The following is a 19,617-nucleotide window of genomic DNA, read 5'->3' as shown; positions in this document are numbered from 1 at the left end:
ATTATCATTAAAAACAAGGGAAGGATTATCGATATGGTTTCAGCTGCGCCGTTATTGCAGGTCAGCCATCTGTCTGTGTCATTTGCCATGGAAGATGAAACAGTGGCTGCGGTGAAAGATATTTCATTTCAACTGGAGAAGGGACAGACTCTGGCCCTGGTTGGAGAATCCGGCTCCGGGAAGTCCGTATCTTCAAGCAGCATCATGGGCTTGTTGCCAGCTAATGCAGCGATTGCGCCCGAAAGCTCAGTGCGTTTCCAGCAACAGGAGCTGCTCACCCTGAGTGAAAAACAGCTGCGTCGGGTTCGTGGCGATCGGATCGCGATGATTTTTCAGGAGCCGATGACTTCGCTTAACCCGTATATGCCGGTCGGCGAACAGGTGGCTGAAGCCATCATGTGCCACCGAAAAGTCAATCGGAAGCAGGCAGTGGCTGAAACCCTGGCGCTGTTTGAAAAAGTGCAGTTGCCGGATCCGGCCAAGCGGCTCGGCCATTATCCTCATGAGTTCTCCGGTGGCCAGCTGCAGCGGATCATGATTGCCATGGCCCTGGCCAACAAGCCGGATATTTTGATTGCCGATGAGCCAACCACGGCGCTTGATGTGACGGTGCAGGCTGAAGTGCTCAAGCTTTTGAAAGACATTCAGGCGGAAATGGGGATGGCGATTTTGTTCATCACCCATGATCTGGGCGTGGTGAAGCACTTTGCCGACGACGTGGTGGTGATGTGCAAGGGTGAAGTCGTGGAAACCGGGACTGTGCAGCAGATTTTTGAGCAGCCCCGTCACAGCTACACCAAAATGCTGCTCGATGCTGAGCCGAAAGCCCACGGTCCGGCTAGTGCAGCCCCGGCAGAAGTCGTGCTGACGGCCGAGGATGTCCGAGTGCGTTATGTTCTGAAAACCAACTGGCTCGGGCAGGAAACAGAACATCTCGATGCGGTGAAAGGGATCAGCCTAACGGTGCGCCCCGGTCAGACGGTCGGTATCGTCGGTGAATCCGGCTCTGGCAAGTCGACGTTGGGCAGGGCACTGATGCAGCTGCTGCCCTCGAGCGGTCAGATTGCGTTTGCAGGCAAAAGTATTCAGGCGATGAGCAAGCAGGAGCGCTATGCCCTGAAGCAGAACATGCAGATGGTCTTCCAGGACCCGTATGGCTCGCTGTCGCCGCGGATGACCATCGGGGATATCATCACCGAGCCGCTGACCGTCTTTACCACCCTGACCAAGCCGGAGCGGATGCAGCGTGCTCGTCAGGCGCTGGAAGAAGTGCGGCTGGATCCCCACTGCATCAACCGTTATCCGCATGAATTCTCCGGCGGCCAGCGCCAGCGGATTGCCATTGCCCGGGCGCTGATTATGGAGCCGAAGTTTATTCTGCTCGACGAGCCGACTTCTGCGCTGGATCGTTCGGTGCAGCTCACGGTACTTGAGCTGCTGAAAGATATCCAGCAGCGCCATAACATCGGGTATTTGTTTATCAGCCATGATTTGTCGGTGATCCGGGCGATTTCCGATGAGGTGATTGTGATGCAGCGTGGTGAAGTGGTTGAGCGGGGCACGGCGCAGCAAGTGTTTGATGCGCCGCAACAGCCGTATACCCAGCGCCTGATTGACGCCTGTATGCTGATTGATGAGGCAGCCTGAGCCGCATGTGTCTGGAAATTCAGGAAAAGATAACAAAAACGCCGCATTTGCGGCGTTTTTGAACGGGAACTTACGCTGCGGTTAAGACTCACTGACCACCGAGTGGATCTCGCCGTCGGCGACCCGGGTGTGAAGGCGGTCGCCGGCCTGAACCTGGGTGGCTGAGCGGATCACCTGGCCCTGGGCGTTGCGGGTGATCGAGTAACCGCGTCCGAGGGTCGCCAGCGGGCTGACGGTCTCTAGTTTTTCAGCCATCATGCTCAGGCGGTGGCCGGCATTGAGCAGGCGGCGGTCCATCGCATCATGTAACCGGCGTTGGGCCTGTTCCAGGCGGCTGGCCTGCTGGGCAAGCGTCTGTACCGGAGAATGCAGCGCCAGCTTGTATTCGTTGCGATGAAGGTGCTGTTGGTGATTGCTAATCATCTGGCGCATTGCCCGCGCCATCCGGCTGCTCAATTCATCGAGAAGCTGTTGCTGCTGGTTGAGCTGGACCTGCGGATGTCGGCGGTCGAGCCGGTGCTGCAGGTTGATCAGCTTGGCCTGCCGAGCCGTCAGGTAATGGCGCAGAGCGTGATGGAGCTGTTGTTTCCGCTGGCTGATCTGCTGGGTCTGATGGGTCATATCGCGGCTGATCAGCTCGGCAGCGGCAGATGGGGTCGGGGCCCGGACGTCGGCGACAAAGTCGGCAATGGTGACATCCACTTCGTGGCCGACGGCACTGACAATCGGGATCTGGCTGGCGACAATGGTGCGGGCGACGATTTCTTCGTTAAAAGCCCACAAATCCTCCAGCGATCCGCCGCCGCGCCCGACAATCAGCACATCACATTCTTGCCGGGCATTGGCCCGGCCAATCGCCTGGGCAATCGAAATGGCCGCCCCGTCGCCCTGGACCAGCGTCGGGTAGATCACCACCGGCAGGCTGGGATCGCGTCGTTTCAGCACGTTGAGAATATCATGCAGGGCTGCCCCGGTTTTCGAGGTCACGATCCCGACCCGGCGTGGTTGCTCGGGCAGAGGCTTTTTCAGCGACTGGGCAAATAGTCCCTCGGCGGCCAGCGACAGCTTCAGTTGCTCAAACTGTTGCTGTAGTCGGCCGTCCCCTTCGGGCTGCATACTCTCGATGATCAGCTGATAATCCCCGCGCGGCTCATATAGCGACAAGCGGGCTTTGACCAGCACCTGGGTCCCGTTCGCCGGTTTAAAAGTCACCCGGCGGTTGTTGCCGCGAAACATGGCGCATTTCACCTGGGCGCGGGAATCTTTCAGGGTAAAGTACCAATGGCCGGACACCGGCATCGAGAGATTGGACAACTCACCGATCAGCCAGACGACGCCCATTTCATTTTCCAGGATCAGACGAACCTGGGCATTGAGGCTGGAGACGGTATAAATGCGATCATTGGATTGGGTCTGTGGGGCGAACATCGTCACGAAGCAAGACACCTGTAATCGGAGGATGACGGTGCGGGAAAAAGGTCGAAAAATCAACAGGCAGAATACTGGACAGATCTTGGCCGTTATTGAGAGACCGTAGCACCGGAAACTTAACCGAAATATATTACAGATCAAGGAAAAATAAGCAAGAAAAAAATATTAAAAATTTCTAGCCAAACGATTGCACCCTACGTATAATTCGTTCGCAATATTTTATCCTTCTTTCCATTTCTACTTGGTGTGAGATATTGCAATGTTACGAATCAAACAAGAAGCTTTGACTTTCGATGATGTCCTGCTGGTTCCAGCTCATTCTACCGTCCTGCCTAACACTGCCGATCTGCGCACCCGTCTGACCAAAGACATTACGCTGAACATCCCGATGGTGTCGGCGTCCATGGACACGGTCACAGAAGGTCGTCTGGCGATTGCCCTGGCTCAGGAAGGCGGTATCGGTTTTATTCACAAAAACATGTCGATTGAGCAACAGGCTCGCGAAGTCAGCATGGTGAAAAAGTTCGAAGCCGGTGTGGTTTCCGAGCCGGTCACGGTCAAGCCGGACAACACCATTGAAGATGTGAAGCGACTGACTGAAGAGAACGGCTTTGCCGGTTACCCGGTGGTGACCGACAACCACGAGCTGGTGGGGATTATTACCGGCCGTGACGTCCGCTTTGTGACCGACCTTTCCCTGAAAGTAGAAGACGTGATGACGCCGAAAGGCAAGCTGGCTGCTGCCAAAGAAGGTGCGTCTCGCGAAGAAGTTGAACAAATCATGCAGCAGCACCGGGTTGAAAAAGTACTGCTGGTGAACGACAACTTCCAGCTGCGTGGCATGATCACCGCCAAAGATTTCCAGAAAGCTGAGCGCAAACCGAATGCCTGTAAAGATGACCGTGGTCGTCTGCGTGTCGGGGCCGCTGTTGGTGCTGGTGCCGGTAACGAAGAGCGGGTGAAGGCCCTGGTTGAAGCGGGTGTCGACGTGCTGCTGATCGATTCTTCACACGGCCACTCTGAAGGGGTGCTGCAGCGTATTCGTGAAACCCGTGAAGCTTATCCTGAGCTGCCAATCGTCGGCGGTAACGTGGCAACGGCAGAAGGGGCGCGTGCCCTGATTGAAGCCGGTGTCAGCGCGGTGAAAGTCGGGATTGGCCCGGGCTCCATCTGTACCACCCGTATCGTGACCGGTGTTGGTGTACCACAAATTACTGCGATTGCCGATGCGGCTGCGGTTGCCAATGAATTCGGGATCCCGGTCATTGCCGACGGCGGGATCCGCTTCTCCGGTGACATGTGTAAAGCGATTGCCGCCGGTGCCTCTTGCGTGATGGTTGGCTCCATGTTCGCCGGGACGGAAGAGTCTCCGGGTGAAGTTGAGCTGTACCAGGGCCGTGCGTACAAGTCATACCGTGGTATGGGCTCGCTGGGTGCGATGTCCAAAGGCTCATCAGACCGTTATTTCCAGACCGATAACGCGGCCGACAAGCTGGTGCCGGAAGGCATTGAAGGCCGCGTCGCTTACAAAGGTCACCTGAAAGAGATTGTCCACCAGCAACTGGGCGGCCTGCGCTCCAGCATGGGTCTGACCGGTTCTGCGACTATCGATGATATGCGCACCAAAGCGGAATTTGTCCGTATCTCCGGTGCCGGGATGAAAGAGTCTCACGTTCACGATGTGACCATCACCAAAGAAGCGCCAAACTACCGTCTGGGCTAATTCCCTATTGTCGGTAGCAAACGGCGTTTGAGGCAATTTTCGCCACCCGGCGTACGGCCTGGCGAAAACGTTTGCCTAAAGACAAAACTTGTATAAGATCGGGGGCGTTATTTCGCCCCCACCTTTCAAACTGATTTGAGACAGCTCGATAATGACCACGACCACAAATATTCATGACCAACGTATCCTGATCCTGGATTTCGGTTCTCAGTACACGCAACTTATTGCTCGCCGTATTCGTGAAATCGGTGTTTACTGTGAGCTGTGGAGCTGGGATGTTGCTGAGTCGGATATCCGCGATTTTAACCCGAACGGTATTATTCTTTCTGGTGGTCCGGAGAGCGTCACCGAAGCGGGCTCTCCGCGTGCGCCGCAATATGTTTTTGAAGCCGGTGTGCCAGTGCTGGGTGTCTGTTACGGCATGCAGACTATGGCCGAGCAACTGGGCGGTCAAGTGGCCGGCTCAACGGAGCGTGAGTTTGGCTACGCACAGGTGAAAGTGGTTGAGCCGACAGACTTCTTCCACAATATCGAAGATGCGATTTCTGAAGACGGCAAAGGTCTGCTGGATGTCTGGATGAGCCACGGTGACAAAGTGGTCGAGATCCCGCAAGGCTTCGTCAAGGTAGCAGAAACTGAAACCTGTCCGTATGCCGCGATGGCGAATGTTGAGAAGCACTTTTACGGCGTGCAGTTCCACCCGGAAGTAACCCATACCCGTCAGGGCATGCGGATCATCGAAAGTTTCGTGTTGGGGATCTGTGGCTGTGAAAAACTGTGGACCTCTGAAAACATCATTGAAGACGCTGTGGCCCGCATCAAGGAGCAGGTTGGTGATGATGAAGTGATCCTCGGCCTGTCCGGCGGTGTTGATTCGTCCGTGGTAGCGATGCTGGTTCACCGCGCGATTGGCGACAAGCTGACCTGTGTGTTTGTTGATAATGGTCTGCTGCGCCTGAATGAAGGTGAGCAGGTGATGGAAATGTTCGGTGATCACTTCGGTCTGAATATCGTACACGTCAATGCGGAAGATCGCTTCCTGTCAGCGCTGGAAGGCGAGGATGAGCCGGAAGCCAAGCGTAAGATCATCGGCCGTGTATTTGTTGAAGTGTTCGACGAAGAAGCCGGCAAACTGCAAAATGCCAAGTGGCTGGCGCAAGGCACCATTTATCCGGATGTGATTGAATCTGCAGCCTCGAAAACCGGTAAAGCGCACGTGATTAAATCACACCACAACGTGGGCGGCCTGCCGGAAGAGATGGAGATGGGTCTGGTCGAGCCGCTGAAAGAACTGTTCAAAGACGAAGTGCGTAAGATCGGCCTCGAGCTGGGCTTGCCGTACAACATGCTGTACCGCCACCCGTTCCCGGGACCAGGTCTGGGGGTTCGCGTACTGGGCGAAGTGAAGAAAGAGTACTGTGATCTGCTGCGCCGCGCTGATGCGATCTTTATCGAAGAGCTGCATAAAGCCGATCTGTACAACAAAGTTTCGCAAGCTTTCACTGTATTCCTGCCGGTTCGCTCGGTTGGCGTGATGGGCGATGGCCGCAAATATGACTGGGTTGTTTCCCTGCGTGCAGTGGAGACGATTGACTTCATGACCGCGCACTGGGCACACCTGCCGTACGACTTCCTGGGTAAGGTTTCAAACCGCATCATTAACGAGGTCGATGGCATTTCCCGTGTGGTTTACGATGTTTCCGGGAAGCCGCCGGCAACCATCGAGTGGGAATAATCCCTCACTCGGTCACCGCGGGAACTGATCCGCAATAAATCATCATAAAGCCCATGTTCTCATGGGCTTTTTGTTTATTGGCGTTGTGGTACGGACACCATCCAGTGCGGGTCAGAGGGGAAATCCGTCGGTTGCCGCGATGGCGGTGGCATGACCTTCGTCCGGTACCCTGGCTCAGTTCAGTGTCGTTAGCTGTGAAAGATGTTCATTCAAATCATCTCCTGTGCCTGATGCGTTGACCGTTTCGAAACCAGGTGTCATGGTGGTGCGCCCTGATCCGTGGTTCATGTCGGGAGCGCGTAAGCGTCCTCGTCCCCAGGCGGGTATTTGGTGTGAACGAAAAGACAGCCGGAGGTGTCTTTTTGTTTTTGCATTGTAAAGGGATTGGGTTGCTGTTGTTGGTTTTATGTGTCGCTAAATCATAAAGTATAAAAATTTAACCTTAAATAACGATAAAAATTGAGTTTAATCTGCGTTTTTGGCTTGATTTTCGATACAATTTCACTGTCAGGTCGTTTCCCGGCCTGCTTCGAGCGGCTATAAAACGATAAACAGAGCGCCGCGACAAACAACATCACACTCACCATGGAGCCCCCATGAGTAATCACACAGTACAACACGCCCCAGAGGCGCCTTCTGGTGCGATGAATAAGTTTTTAAACTTGATTGAGCGCGCAGGTAATAAAATCCCGGATCCGGCTTTGCTGTTTTTCTGGGCGTTACTGACTGTCTGGGGCTTGTCCGCCCTCCTTTCCCAGTTCGAGTTCGGGCTGATCCACCCTGTTACCGGGCAAGCCATTGAAATTAATAACCTGCTCACCGGCCAGTCGCTGGCAGAGTTCCTCGCCGGGATGGTGAAAACCTTCACCGGATTCGCACCGCTGGGGATTGTGCTGGTGGCAATGTTGGGCGTTGGGGTTGCTGAAGCCTCCGGCTTTATCAATACCGGCCTGAAAAAGATGCTGAATTTCACCCCGGCCAAACTGTTGACTCCGATGCTGATCCTGGTGGCGATTGTGTCGCATACAGCAGCTGATGCCGGTTATGTACTGGTGATCCCGCTGGGCGGCATTATCTTCCATGCCGCCGGGCGTCATCCTCTGGCCGGGATTGCGGCAGCGTTTGCCGGGGTGTCCGGTGGCTTTTCGGCGAACTTCATTCCATCCGGGATTGATCCGTTGCTGGCCGGGTTCACCCAGTCGGCGGCTCAAATCCTGGACCCCGCTTATATCGTCAACCCGCTGGCGAACCTGATGTTCACCGGGCTTTCTTCCATTGTGGTGGTTAGTATCGGTTGGTATGTCACTGAGAAAGTCATTGAGCCGCGCTTGAGCAAAACCGCCATTGATGACGATGCCGAAGAAGCGCCGGATCTGGGTTCGTTCACTGCGATTGAATCCAAAGCCTTTAACCGTGCGGGTTGGGCGATGGTGCTGGGTGTGATTGCGCTGGTCGCTGCGGTGTTCCCGGAATCCTCGCCGCTGCGTTCAGCGGAAGGGGAGATCACCGCGTTCTCTGCGCCGCTGATGCAGTCGATTGTACCGCTGATCTTCATCCTGTTTGTGATCCCGGGCGTGGTGTACGGCCGGGTCGCCGGTACGTTTAAATCCAGCGATGACATTATCAAAGCAATGTCGACCACCATGGGCACCATGGGGGGCTATATCGTGATGGCTTTCTTCTGTGCTCAGTTCCTGGCGGCCTTCAGCCAGTCGAACCTGGGCACCCTGCTGGCGCTGTCGGGCGCGGATTTGCTCAAGGCGATGAACCTGCCGGGCCAGGTAACTATTGTCGGGATGATCCTGCTGACTGCGTTTGTCAATCTGCTGGTGGGCTCAGCGTCGGCGAAGTGGGCCCTGATTGGTCCGATCCTGGTGCCGATGTTGATGGCGGTCGGAATTTCGCCTGAGCTGACGCAAGCGGCATACCGGGTCGGGGATTCGGTGTCGAATATTATCTCACCGTTGATGGTGTTCTTCCCGCTGGTGGTGGTGTATATGCAGCGCTATGTGAAAAGTGCCGGCATTGGCACCCTGGCTTCGCTGATGATGCCATACTCGATTGCGATGTTGATTGGCTGGACGCTGTTCCTGTTGGCCTATTGGGCGCTGGGGATCCCGTTGGGAATTCAGGCTCCTTATACTTACCAACTGTAAATTCGAGAGATGCAAGAAAGGTCCTGCCCCGCAGGGCCTTTTTTGATCGTGCAGCGTTATCTCGGGAGAGACCTAAAAGGAATGCCGATATTTACTCCATTATCAGGATAAACGGCTAAAGTTTTAAATATTAATATATTTGTAAAATTTAGTGATATTTTATGGTTTGAAGTATGAATATTGATTATTATGACCGCTTTGTCATATAGGCTTGGATTTAAAGTCTGACTTAGTGTGTTTGGCAGATTGATCTGTGTTGAAGTTATACACTGTTATTGACTGTTAAATGCAGCATAAACTCAATTAAAAGTAGTAAGGATGTACGAATATGAGTGATGCCCTGCATTCACCACCGCCCCAGTCGGGCGTCATTGCATTCATTGAACGCGTCGGAAAGAAAATCCCGGATCCGGTGATTATCTTTATGTCCCTGTTCGTGTTCTGTCTGGCCCTGACCGGGTTGATTGGTGGCCTTCAATTTGACACCACCGGGGCTGATGGCCAGGCGGTGATTCATACCATTAAAAATATGCTGGCTGCAGAGAATGTCCGCTGGATGTTCGACAATGCCTTGCTGACCAACTGGCTGTCGTTCGGACGCGGCGTACTGGGTGTGATCCTGATTGTCATGGTTGGGGTCGGGATTGCGGAGCACTCCGGCCTGTTGTCGACGGTGATCAAGAAAGTGGGTCTGCGGATCAACGATCGCTGGTTACCTTTGCTGGTGGTGTTCCTCGGGATTATGAGCTCGATCGCGAGTGATGCCGGTTACCTGATCCTGATCCCGCTGTCGGGACTGCTGTATGCCGGACTGGGCAAGAACCCGCTGATCGGCATGGCGGCAGCCTTTGCCGGGGTTTCGGCTGGCTTCTCGGCGAACCTGATCCCGGCGACGCCTTCGGATGTGATTCTCGGGGTCAATGCCCGTATTTTTGCCGAGTCTCAGGGGATCCCGTTTGTCACGGCCAGTGGCGATCCGATCAATCCGGCGACCATGCATTATTTCTTCATCGCCACGTCCACCTTCCTGCTGGCCGGGCTGGGTGCCTGGGTGACGGTGCGCTTTGTCACACCGCGCCTGGAGAAGATGTCGTATCAGATCCCGGATGACCTCAATCTGGATGATTTTCAGGTCACTGAGGCTGAGAACAAAGGGTTGCGTGCCGCTGGTCTTGGCCTGATCCTGGCACTGGCTGCTGTAGCGGCGCTGGCAATGGGGCCTTTGGCAACCTATACCAACGACGCCGGCCGGGAAGTGACCCCTTACCTGGATAACGTCATTTTGCTGATTGCCATGGTGTTTGCCACGATTGGTATTTTTTTCGGCGTGGCGACGGGTAAATTCAAGTCGATGCAGGATGTGGTGACGGCGATGGTGAAACAGATGAACACCATGGGTTACATTCTGGTGCTGACGTTCTTCTCCTATAACTTCCTGGCCCTGCTGAGCTTCTCTGATCTGGGGACTTACGTGACCTACCTGGGGGCGACGTTCCTGGCATCGCTGGGCTTGCAGGACTTTCCAATCCTGCTGATCCTCGGCTTTATTCTGACCACGGCGGTGATTAACCTGTTTGTCGGCGGTCTGACGTCGAAATGGATGCTGCTGGGGCCGATTTTTGTCCCGATGCTGTATCAGGTCAACCCGGACATGACGCCGGAAATGGTAACTGCGGCGTATCGGGTGGCAGATTCTTCAACCAACATCATTACCCCGATGATGACCTACGCCGGGGTGGTGCTGGCCTTCATGCGCAAGTATAAGCCTGAACTGTCGTTTGGTGATGTGATTGCCATGATGGTGCCGTATTCGGCGGCCTTCCTGGTCGTCTGGTCGGCCGTGCTGGTGGGCTTCTTCAGCTTCGGCATTCCGCTCGGTTTCTGAACCGGTTGATCATACGTCAGCAGCCCGGCCTCGTGCCGGGCTGTTTGTTTTCAGGCACCGTATTTTTGGGATCGGCGCGCAGCGATCAATTCGCCTGGAAGTGCCCGGCATGAAAGCGCAGGTGATCCTCGATAAAGCTGGCGATGAAGTAATAGCTATGGTCGTAGCCGGTTTGCATGCGCAACTCGAGCGGATACTGACTTTGTTTGGCTGCATGTTGGAGGGCTTCGGGGTTTAGTTGCTCGTTGAGGAACGGGTCCTGATCGCCCTGATCAACCAGCGCCGGTACCGGCTCGCTCGTCTGTTTCATCAGCTCGCAGCTATCGTACTGGGCCCACTGGGATTGGTCATCCCCCAGGTAGCCGGTGAAGGCTTTTTGTCCCCACGGGCAGTTCATCGGGTGGCTGATCGGGCTGAATGCCGACACCGAGCTGTAGCGGGTTGGGTTACGCAGGGCGATCATCAACGCGCCATGGCCGCCCATAGAGTGGCCGCAGATCGCCCGCTGCGGGCTGACCGGGAAGTTGGCTTCAATCAGCGTGGGGAGCTCATGGACCACGTAGTCGTACATGCGGTAGTGTCGGTTCCACGGCGGTTGGGTCGCATTGACATAGAAGCCGGCACCGAGGCCGAAGTCATAGCTGGCGTCAGGATCGTCCGGTACTTCATCGCCGCGCGGGCTGGTATCCGGGGCCACAATGGCCACGCCCAGCTCAGCCGCAACGCGCTGGGCACCGGCTTTCTGCATAAAATTCTCGTCCGTGCAGGTCAGCCCCGACAGCCAGTACACCACCGGGACCTTGGTGCCGGTCGCAACCTGTGGCGGCAGGTAGATGGCAAAACGCATCTCACAGCTGAGGGTGTCAGCGCGGTGGGTATATTGTTTGTGCCAGCCGCCGAAGCTTTTATTGGCACTGATGTTTTCTATCGTCATAGATGATTGGCTCTCGCGTGAGCGCCACAGCATTACCGGGGCAACGCTGTGGCGGTGAGGATTACTTGGCGTAGTGGATCACGCTGCGGATACTTTTGCCTTCGTGCATCAGGTCAAAGGCGTCATTGATATCTTCCAGCGCCATCGTGTGGGTAATGAAGTCATTGAGCTTGAACTTCCCGGCCATGTATTCTTCGACAATCTCCGGCAGTTCAGAGCGGCCTTTCACGCCGCCAAACGCAGAGCCGCGCCAAACCCGGCCAGTGACCAGCTGGAACGGACGGGTTGAGATCTCCTGACCGGCACCGGCCACGCCGATGATCACCGACTCGCCCCAGCCCTTGTGACAACACTCAAGCGCCGAGCGCATCACGTTGACGTTACCGATACACTCGAATGAGAAATCCACCCCGCCATCAGTCATTTCAACAATCACGTCCTGGATCGGTTTGTCATAGTCGTTCGGGTTGATGCAGTCGGTTGCGCCCAGTTTTTTCGCCAGGGTGTATTTATCTTCATTGATATCGACCCCGATGATCCGGCTGGCACCGGCCATAGTGGCACCGATAATCGCAGACAGGCCGATCCCGCCGAGGCCAAAAATCGCCACGGTATCGCCGGACTGCACCTTGGCGGTTTTCAGCACCGCGCCCATGCCGGTCGTCACCCCACAGCCGAGCAGGCAGACTTCTTCCAGCGGTGCATCCTTGTTGACTTTGGCCAGCGAGATCTCCGGCAGTACTGTGTATTCCGAGAACGTCGAGCAGCCCATGTAGTGGTAAATCGGCTGGCCGTCTTTGTAGAAGCGGGTGGTACCGTCCGGCATCAGACCTTTGCCCTGGGTTTCTCGGATCTTCTGGCACAGGTTGGTTTTACCGGATTGGCAGAACTTACACTCACCGCATTCCGGGGTATAAAGCGGGATCACATGATCGCCGACCTGGACACTGGTGACGCCTTCGCCGACCTGCTCGACAATCCCGCCGCCTTCGTGGCCGAGGATCGCCGGGAAAATACCTTCCGGATCGTCGCCGGACAGGGTAAAGGCATCGGTGTGGCAGACCCCGGTGGCAATGATGCGAACCAGAACTTCACCGGCTTTCGGTGGCATCACATCCACTTCTTCAATCGAGAGTGGCTGGTTCGGCCCCCAGGCAATGGCTGCTTTGGATTTGATAAAGGATTCAGACATGGTTTCCCTCTTGGACTTGGCGGGGCGGACCCCGGATTGGCTCCTGATGCTGCTATAACAGTAGGAGACTTTATCGAAAGGGAAAAAGCATGCCGGCCTTTTCCCTGGCTGATTGTGATGGGCTTAGTATATTTATTCCCATAAGGTTGATAATTGCCCTATTTTGAAAATAACTTTTTCTCAAGAGTAATAATCAAGCGAGTGGTTGGTGGTCAGGAACGATTGGCTCTATAATGCGCGGCCGAGAGAACACTGTGAACACAGGAAGACAAGCGCCGTGACTGAGCAAAGCCAAGATGAACTGTTTATGCGCCGGGCCATTGAGTTGGCAGCCAAAGCCGAAGCCGAAGGCGAAGTGCCGGTCGGGGCAGTGGTGGTCCACAACGGCCGGGTGATCGGTGAAGGCTGGAACCGCTCGATTGGCCAGCATGATGCGACCGCCCATGCCGAAATTATGGCGCTGCGTCAGGCCGGCAAAGTATTGCAAAATTATCGCCTGCTCGAGGCGACGCTCTATGTCACCCTGGAACCTTGCCCCATGTGTGCCGGAGCCATGGTGCACAGCCGGGTGGGGAAAGTCATTTACGGTGCCAGCGATCCGAAAACCGGTGCCGCCGGCAGTATCATGAATCTGCTGAGCTATGATGCGGTCAACCACCATGTTGCCTACGAGGCGGGATTACTGGAAGGGGAATGCCGGGCTCAGTTGCAGGCCTTTTTCAAACGTCGCAGGGCAGAGAAGAAAGCAGAGAAGAAAGCCAGACAGGCCACGCTGCAACAGGCAAATCGCTAGCTGAAGCATCATTGTGTGATGGTGTTGATGGCCGCGCCGCGCTCTGATTTCTGCGCCATGGCGGTAAACGGCATTTCAATAAGCTTGATACAAATCAGCCCTGCATGGCAGGGCTGATTTGTGTTCGGCAGGTTCAATTTTAATTACTGGCCGTTCGGGTCGGTTTGGCGGCCTTGGCCGCTTCCTCGATGGCTTCGGGCTTGACCACGTCCGGCGGGGTGATGGTATGCAGGCCGTCGACTTCGGCGATCTGTTCTTCTTGTGGCTGCTGGCGGTGCGCCTGCTCATAACCCATGATGCTCTGATAGTAGCGGCGAATATTCTCGACGTAATTGAGCGCCTCATCGCCACGGGCGTAACCATAGCGGGTCTGCTTGTAGTACTTGCGCTGGCGCAGCAGCGGCAGGCGTTGCTTTACATCACTCCAGGCATCGGGATTACCGCCCTGTTTCTTGGTCAGGCGACGGGCATCCATCAGATGACCGAAACCGACATTGTAGGAGGCGAGGGCAAACCAGACTTTCTCGTGAGTCTCCACGCTGTCCGGGATCCGGTTGATCATCTTGCGCAGGTATGTGACCCCGCCGCGAATACTCTGCTCCGGATCCAGCCGGTTGGTCACGCCGACCGATTTGGCCGTCGGCAGGGTCAGCATCATCATCCCGCGGACCCCGGTTGGTGACACGGCTCTCGGGTTCCAGTGTGATTCCTGGTACGAGAGGGCGGCGATCAGGCGCCAGTCCAGCTCATCAGAATACTTCTTGAACAGGGCTTCCCAGCGCGGCAGTTTTTTCTCGATCGCGCGCAGGAAGGCGCGGGTATCGACATAGTCAAAGGTCGCGACATGGCCGAAGTATTTCTCCTCCAGTTTGGCCAGCTCGCCGCTCTGCTTGAGCTCGCCGAAAAATTCGATCACCAGGGCGTACAGGCTGTCGTCGGTGGTTCGGTTGAGGAACCAGGCGATGGGCTCATCTTCCGTTAGTTCCAGCGCCGTGGCAATATCCGGGTGGATCCGCTGGCTGAGGGCCACATCAACCGAATCGGCAATGGTGTAGTCCAGCTCGCCGGTCGCCACCAGGCGCAGCAGCTCGTCGCTGTCGGTCTCGGCTTGCGCCTCCCATTCCAGGCTTGGGTGGAGGACTTTGAGTGTCTCCAGGCTTTTTTCATGGCTCGAGCCTTTCACCACCCTCAGCGAGCCTTTATTCTTAGCCAGATCTTCCAGGCTGCGCGGGCGCCACTGGCCCTTTTTATAGACCACGATCTGACTGGCATAGTAGTAAGCAGGTGCGGCACGGAATTCGGCCAGCCGCTCTTGGGTCATAGTCAGGCCGGCAGCGACGAGGTCGACATCGCCCCGCTTGAGGGTCGGAAACATCCCCGAGAGGGTAAACATGGGCTGCATTTCCAGTTTGACCCCCAGCTTGTCGGCAAAGCGCTGCGCCAGCTCGTAGTCGAGCCCGGTCGGCCCTTCGTTGCCGATAAAGTAAGACAGCTGGTTATTCAGGGTGCCCACGCGCAGGACACCGCTGTCGCGGATCCGCTCCAAATCGCTTTTCTCCGGCGCTTCGAGCCAGTTGCAGCCGCTGAGCAGCACCAGGCTGAGCACCGTAGCCAGCAGTCGTCGCAGGCGTTGGGGAAGTAAAATGTTGTTCAACAATACATGCTCATCATTTTTATTTGACGTTCTTTATACCAAAGCTCTTGAGGTCCGCAAAGCGACGACGGCCCTTATCCCGTAACAGCTTGTTATTTTGATATGTGCTCTAGAGCATATGGGCGGGCGCCATTTTGAACCGCCGGGTCAGAAAAGTGCGGGCAAAAACACGGCTGCCGAGCGAATTTTGGTCCGGAGGGCCAAGAATAGCCGCGGATCGAAAAAAAAACACGCAAACGGTTGCGTCAGGTGTTACGTCACTAAAAAAATTCCCTTATACTACGCCCCATCGTGTGCTCCTTCGTAACCTGGATGCCTCGGAATGTGCTGGAAAACGAGGTGGCATTGACGTAATTGTCCCGGCTGATGCCGGGGGATTAGGCCAATATCACCTTCATTCAACTGCTAATCGAGAGACGTACGCACATGGAAATTTTGCGTGGTTCACCCGCACTGTCTGAGTTTCGCGTTCAAAAGCTACTAGAGCGTTGCCGCGAATTGGAGCTGCCTGTGTCAGGCATTTATGCTGAGTTCATGCACTTTGCTGATCTGTCAGCACCGCTGAGCAAGGACGAGCAAGACAAGCTGGCTAGCCTGTTAACTTACGGTCCGACGATTGCAGAGCATGAGCCATCCGGCTTGTTGCTACTGGTTACCCCGCGTCCGGGAACGATCTCTCCCTGGTCTTCCAAATCGACTGATATCGCCCATAACTGTGCCCTGGCTCAGGTCAAACGCCTTGAGCGCGGGACGGCGTACTACATCGAGACCACGACTTCTCTCACCGATGCGCAGCTTGCTGAGCTTAAAGCGCTGATCCACGATCGCATGATGGAAGTGGTATTCACCGAGCTCGACGCTGCTGCGGCCCTGTTTACCCAGGCTGAGCCGGCGCCGGTGAACAGTGTGGATATTCTGGCGGGTGGCCGTCAGGCATTGGCTGAGGCGAACGTGGCGCTGGGCCTGGCGCTGGCGGAAGATGAAATTGACTACCTGGTGGAAAGCTTCACCAAGCTGGGCCGCAACCCGAACGACATCGAGCTGATGATGTTTGCCCAGGCCAACTCTGAGCACTGCCGCCACAAGATCTTCAATGCCGACTGGACGATTGACGGGGTGGCGCAGGACAAGTCGCTGTTTAAGATGATCAAGAACACCTATGAGCAGCATAGCGACTACGTGTTGTCTGCGTATAAAGACAACGCCGCGGTGATGACCGGCTCCAAAGTCGGTCGCTTTTTCCCGGATCCGGCGTCACGCCAGTACAACTACCACCAGGAAGATGCCCATATCCTGATGAAGGTGGAAACCCACAACCACCCGACCGCAATTTCTCCTTGGCCGGGCGCGTCGACGGGCTCCGGCGGTGAGATCCGAGACGAAGGCGCCACCGGGATCGGCGGTAAGCCGAAAGCCGGCCTGGTTGGCTTTACGGTGTCGAACCTGCGCATTCCGAGCTTCGAACAGCCTTGGGAAACGGATTTCGGCAAGCCGGGGCGGATCGTCAACGCGCTGGATATTATGCTCGAAGGCCCGTTGGGCGGCGCGGCGTTCAACAACGAATTCGGTCGTCCGAACCTGCTGGGATACTTCCGGACTTACGAAGAGAAAGTCACGTCTCATAACGGTGAAGAGATCCGCGGCTACCACAAGCCGATCATGATTGCCGGCGGGATGGGGAACATTCGTGACGAGCATGTCCAGAAGAAAGAAATTCCGGTCGGTGCCAAGCTGATTGTGCTGGGCGGCCCGGCAATGAACATCGGCCTCGGTGGTGGGGCGGCATCTTCCATGGCATCCGGCCAGTCGGCAGAAGACCTCGACTTCGCTTCGGTCCAGCGGGAGAACCCGGAAATGGAGCGTCGCTGTCAGGAAGTCATTGATCGCTGCTGGCAGATGGGCGAAGCCAACCCGATCGCCTTTATTCACGATGTCGGTGCGGGCGGGATTTCCAATGCCTTGCCGGAGCTGGTGGATGATGGTGAGCGCGGCGGCAAGTTCCAGTTGCGTGATGTCCCGAATGATGAGCCGGGCATGAGTCCGCTGGAGATCTGGTGTAACGAATCGCAGGAGCGTTATGTGCTGGCGGTTGCGCCGGAGCATATGGCGACCTTTGACGCGATTTGTCAGCGCGAGCGCGCACCGTATGCCGTGGTGGGTGAAGCCACCGAAGAGCGCCACCTGACGCTGGAAGACAGCCATTTCGACAACACCCCAATCGATATGCCGATGGATATCTTGCTCGGTAAGCCGCCGAAGATGCACCGGGATGTGACGACGCAGAAAGCTGAAGGTCAGGCAATTGACCGCAGCGGAATTGCGCTGGAAGAAGCCACTCACCGGGTGCTGCGTTTGCCGGCGGTGGCGGAGAAGACCTTTCTGATCACCATTGGCGATCGCACCGTGACCGGTCTGGTTGCCCGCGATCAGATGGTCGGTCCGTGGCAGGTGCCGGTTGCCAACTGTGCGGTCACGGCAGCGAGCTACGATACCTATCACGGTGAAGCCATGTCGATGGGTGAGCGCACGCCGGTTGCGCTGCTGGACTTTGCCGCGTCGGCCCGCCTGGCGGTCGGTGAAGCGATCACCAACATTGCCAGCGCCGATATCGGCGATCTGAAACGCATCAAGCTGTCGGCCAACTGGATGTCACCGGCCGGTCACCCGGGCGAGGATGCCGGGCTGTACGAGGCGGTCAAAGCGGTGGGTGAAGAGCTGTGTCCGGCACTGGGCCTGACCATTCCGGTCGGTAAGGACTCGATGTCGATGAAGACCCAATGGGAAGAGAACGGCGAAGCCAAAGAAGTCACCTCGCCGCTGTCGCTGATCATCACTGCATTTGGTCGCGTCGAAGATGTTCGCAAGACGGTCACGCCGCAACTGCGCACCGACAAAGGCGACTCAACCCTGCTGTTGATCGATTTAGGATGTGGCCAGAACCGTCTGGGTGCGACGGCACTGGCACAGGTCTACAGGCAACTGGGGGATAAACCGGCAGATGTCGATAGTCCAGCGTTGCTGAAAGGCTTCTTCCATGCGGTTCAGGCGCTGATCCGAGATGAGAAGGTTCTGGCCTACCATGACCGTGGCGACGGCGGCCTGTATGTCACGCTTGCGGAGATGGCTTTTGCCGGTCATACCGGGGTGGAAGTGGATATCAACACCACAGACGGCGACGCGTGCGACGATGTGCTGGCGAGCCTGTTCAATGAAGAGCTGGGCGCGGTGCTTCAGGTCCGCACCGAAGATCTGGACGCGGTGCAGTCGGTGCTGGCAAACCACGGCCTGGACGCGTGCAGCCATGTGATCGGGACCGTGGTGGACGAAGATGTGCTGCGGATCTGGAACGGCAATGATCGCGTGCTGGAGCAAAGCCGCACTGAGCTGCGCACTATCTGGGCGGAAACCACCTACCAGATGCAGGCGATGCGTGATAACCCGGCCGGGGCGCTGCAGGAGTTCGAAGCCAAGAAAGATGCCGCTGACCCGGGTCTCAATACCAAGCTGAGCTTCAACCTGGACGAAGATGTGGCGGCGCCGTTTATTGCCACTGGCGCGCGTCCGCAGATGGCGATCCTGCGTGAGCAGGGCGTGAATTCGCATGTGGAAATGGCCGCGGCATTTGACCGCGCCGGCTTTGATGCCCGCGATGTCCACATGAGTGACATTCTGTCCGGTCGTGTGGCGCTGGATGGCTTTAACGGTCTGGTTGCCTGTGGCGGCTTCTCTTACGGGGATGTGCTGGGGGCCGGTGAAGGCTGGGCCAAGTCGATTCTGTTTAACAGCATGGCGCGTGAGCAGTTTGAGGGTTTCTTCCATCGCAACGATACCTTTGCTCTTGGCGTGTGTAACGGCTGCCAGATGATGTCGAACCTGCGCGAGCTGATCCCGGGCGCTGATTTGTGGCCGCGCTTCGTGCGTAACGAATCAGAGCGTTTTGAAGCGCGTTTTAGCCTGGTGGAAGTCCAGCAGAGCGACTCGCTGTTCTTTAACGGTATGGCGGGTTCGCGGATGCCGATTGCCGTCTCGCACGGTGAAGGCCGGGTTGAGGTTCGCGATGGCGCGCACCTGAACGCGATTGAACAGTCCGGCACGGTGGCCCTGCGTTATCTGGATAACTACGGCAACGTCACTCAGAACTACCCGGCGAACCCGAATGGCTCGCCAAACGGGATCACCGGCCTGACCACTCAGGACGGCCGCGTGACCATCATGATGCCGCACCCGGAGCGGGTGTTCCGCACCGTGGCGAACTCCTGGCACCCGGATGACTGGAATGAGAACAGTCCGTGGATGCGGATGTTCCGCAATGCCCGGGTCAATTTGGGTTAATTGCCGCGCTGACGTGATAGGACACAGCCGCTCTCTTGAGCGGCTGTTTGCTTTTTGGCGGATACCAAAGTGATGTTGCTCCGGTGGTTGCTCAGGCGCTTCTGGTGGATAGGAACCAATTCATCTGTTGTATGT

At 56.4% G+C, this 19,617-nt stretch carries 11 protein-coding genes; 7 read left to right on the top strand and 4 right to left on the bottom strand.

Annotated features, from left to right (window positions below; all coding sequences use genetic code 11):
• The first annotated feature begins 33 nt into the window (after positions 1–33).
• Positions 34–1,647, top strand: coding sequence for an ABC transporter ATP-binding protein (locus NNL38_RS12465; protein ID WP_255388353.1), 1,614 nt, complete (start codon positions 34–36; stop codon positions 1,645–1,647).
• An 81-nt stretch (positions 1,648–1,728) separates the two neighbouring features.
• Here the strand turns inward: NNL38_RS12465 and xseA are convergent, their stop codons facing one another.
• Positions 1,729–3,075: an exodeoxyribonuclease VII large subunit gene (xseA, locus tag NNL38_RS12460; protein ID WP_255390640.1), complete on the bottom strand. Its 1,347-nt coding sequence runs from the start codon at positions 3,073–3,075 to the stop codon at positions 1,729–1,731.
• A 262-nt stretch (positions 3,076–3,337) separates the two neighbouring features.
• On the opposite strand from xseA, the gene guaB reads away from it, so the two are divergent.
• From guaB to NNL38_RS12440, 4 genes are all read left to right on the top strand, one after another.
• Complete coding sequence (guaB, locus tag NNL38_RS12455) at positions 3,338–4,801, top strand: IMP dehydrogenase (RefSeq protein ID WP_255388352.1); 1,464 nt, start codon at positions 3,338–3,340, stop codon at positions 4,799–4,801.
• 151 nt (positions 4,802–4,952) lie between these two features.
• Positions 4,953–6,536, top strand: a complete 1,584-nt coding sequence (gene guaA, locus NNL38_RS12450) for a glutamine-hydrolyzing GMP synthase (protein ID WP_255388351.1) — start codon at positions 4,953–4,955, stop codon at positions 6,534–6,536.
• A gap of 596 nt (positions 6,537–7,132) precedes the next feature.
• Positions 7,133–8,692, top strand: coding sequence for an AbgT family transporter (locus tag NNL38_RS12445; protein ID WP_255388350.1), 1,560 nt, complete (start codon positions 7,133–7,135; stop codon positions 8,690–8,692).
• Positions 8,693–9,020: 328 nt separating this feature from the next.
• Positions 9,021–10,577, top strand: coding sequence for an AbgT family transporter (locus NNL38_RS12440; RefSeq protein ID WP_255388349.1), 1,557 nt, complete (start codon positions 9,021–9,023; stop codon positions 10,575–10,577).
• An 85-nt stretch (positions 10,578–10,662) separates the two neighbouring features.
• Here the strand turns inward: NNL38_RS12440 and fghA are convergent, their stop codons facing one another.
• Both fghA and NNL38_RS12430 read right to left on the bottom strand, forming a co-directional pair.
• Entirely contained in the window at positions 10,663–11,511 is an 849-nt protein-coding gene (gene fghA / locus NNL38_RS12435; RefSeq protein WP_304414183.1) for an S-formylglutathione hydrolase, read from the bottom strand.
• Positions 11,512–11,572: 61 nt separating this feature from the next.
• On the bottom strand, positions 11,573–12,703 hold the full coding sequence (locus NNL38_RS12430; protein ID WP_255388348.1) for an S-(hydroxymethyl)glutathione dehydrogenase/class III alcohol dehydrogenase: 1,131 nt from the start codon (positions 12,701–12,703) through the stop codon (positions 11,573–11,575).
• 277 nt (positions 12,704–12,980) lie between these two features.
• On the opposite strand from NNL38_RS12430, the gene tadA reads away from it, so the two are divergent.
• Positions 12,981–13,496 carry a tRNA adenosine(34) deaminase TadA gene (gene tadA / locus NNL38_RS12425; RefSeq protein WP_255388347.1) on the top strand — a complete coding sequence of 172 codons (516 nt, stop codon included), beginning with the start codon at positions 12,981–12,983 and terminating at the stop codon, positions 13,494–13,496.
• Positions 13,497–13,635: 139 nt separating this feature from the next.
• Here tadA and mltF read toward each other — a convergent pair whose 3' ends face one another.
• Entirely contained in the window at positions 13,636–15,153 is a 1,518-nt protein-coding gene (gene mltF / locus NNL38_RS12420) for a membrane-bound lytic murein transglycosylase MltF (protein ID WP_255388346.1), read from the bottom strand.
• 423 nt (positions 15,154–15,576) lie between these two features.
• Here mltF and purL point away from each other — a divergent pair, with 423 nt between their 5' ends.
• Positions 15,577–19,482 carry a phosphoribosylformylglycinamidine synthase gene (gene purL, locus NNL38_RS12415; protein ID WP_255388345.1) on the top strand — a complete coding sequence of 1,302 codons (3,906 nt, stop codon included), beginning with the start codon at positions 15,577–15,579 and terminating at the stop codon, positions 19,480–19,482.
• Positions 19,483–19,617: the final 135 nt, after the last annotated feature.

The organism is Photobacterium atrarenae, from assembly GCF_024380015.1.
Lineage (GTDB): Bacteria > Pseudomonadota > Gammaproteobacteria > Enterobacterales > Vibrionaceae > Photobacterium > Photobacterium atrarenae.
This window is presented reverse-complemented; position numbering and strand designations above follow the sequence as displayed.

Coding starts and splice junctions, on each gene's coding strand:
- guaA (WP_255388351.1), top strand. CDS start 4,953: ATGACCACGACCACAAATATTCATGACCAACGTATCCTGATCCTGGAT.
- NNL38_RS12430 (WP_255388348.1), bottom strand. CDS start 12,703: ATGTCTGAATCCTTTATCAAATCCAAAGCAGCCATTGCCTGGGGGCCG.
- NNL38_RS12445 (WP_255388350.1), top strand. CDS start 7,133: ATGAGTAATCACACAGTACAACACGCCCCAGAGGCGCCTTCTGGTGCG.
- guaB (WP_255388352.1), top strand. CDS start 3,338: ATGTTACGAATCAAACAAGAAGCTTTGACTTTCGATGATGTCCTGCTG.
- purL (WP_255388345.1), top strand. CDS start 15,577: ATGGAAATTTTGCGTGGTTCACCCGCACTGTCTGAGTTTCGCGTTCAA.
- NNL38_RS12465 (WP_255388353.1), top strand. CDS start 34: ATGGTTTCAGCTGCGCCGTTATTGCAGGTCAGCCATCTGTCTGTGTCA.
- NNL38_RS12440 (WP_255388349.1), top strand. CDS start 9,021: ATGAGTGATGCCCTGCATTCACCACCGCCCCAGTCGGGCGTCATTGCA.
- fghA (WP_304414183.1), bottom strand. CDS start 11,511: ATGACGATAGAAAACATCAGTGCCAATAAAAGCTTCGGCGGCTGGCAC.
- xseA (WP_255390640.1), bottom strand. CDS start 3,075: ATGTTCGCCCCACAGACCCAATCCAATGATCGCATTTATACCGTCTCC.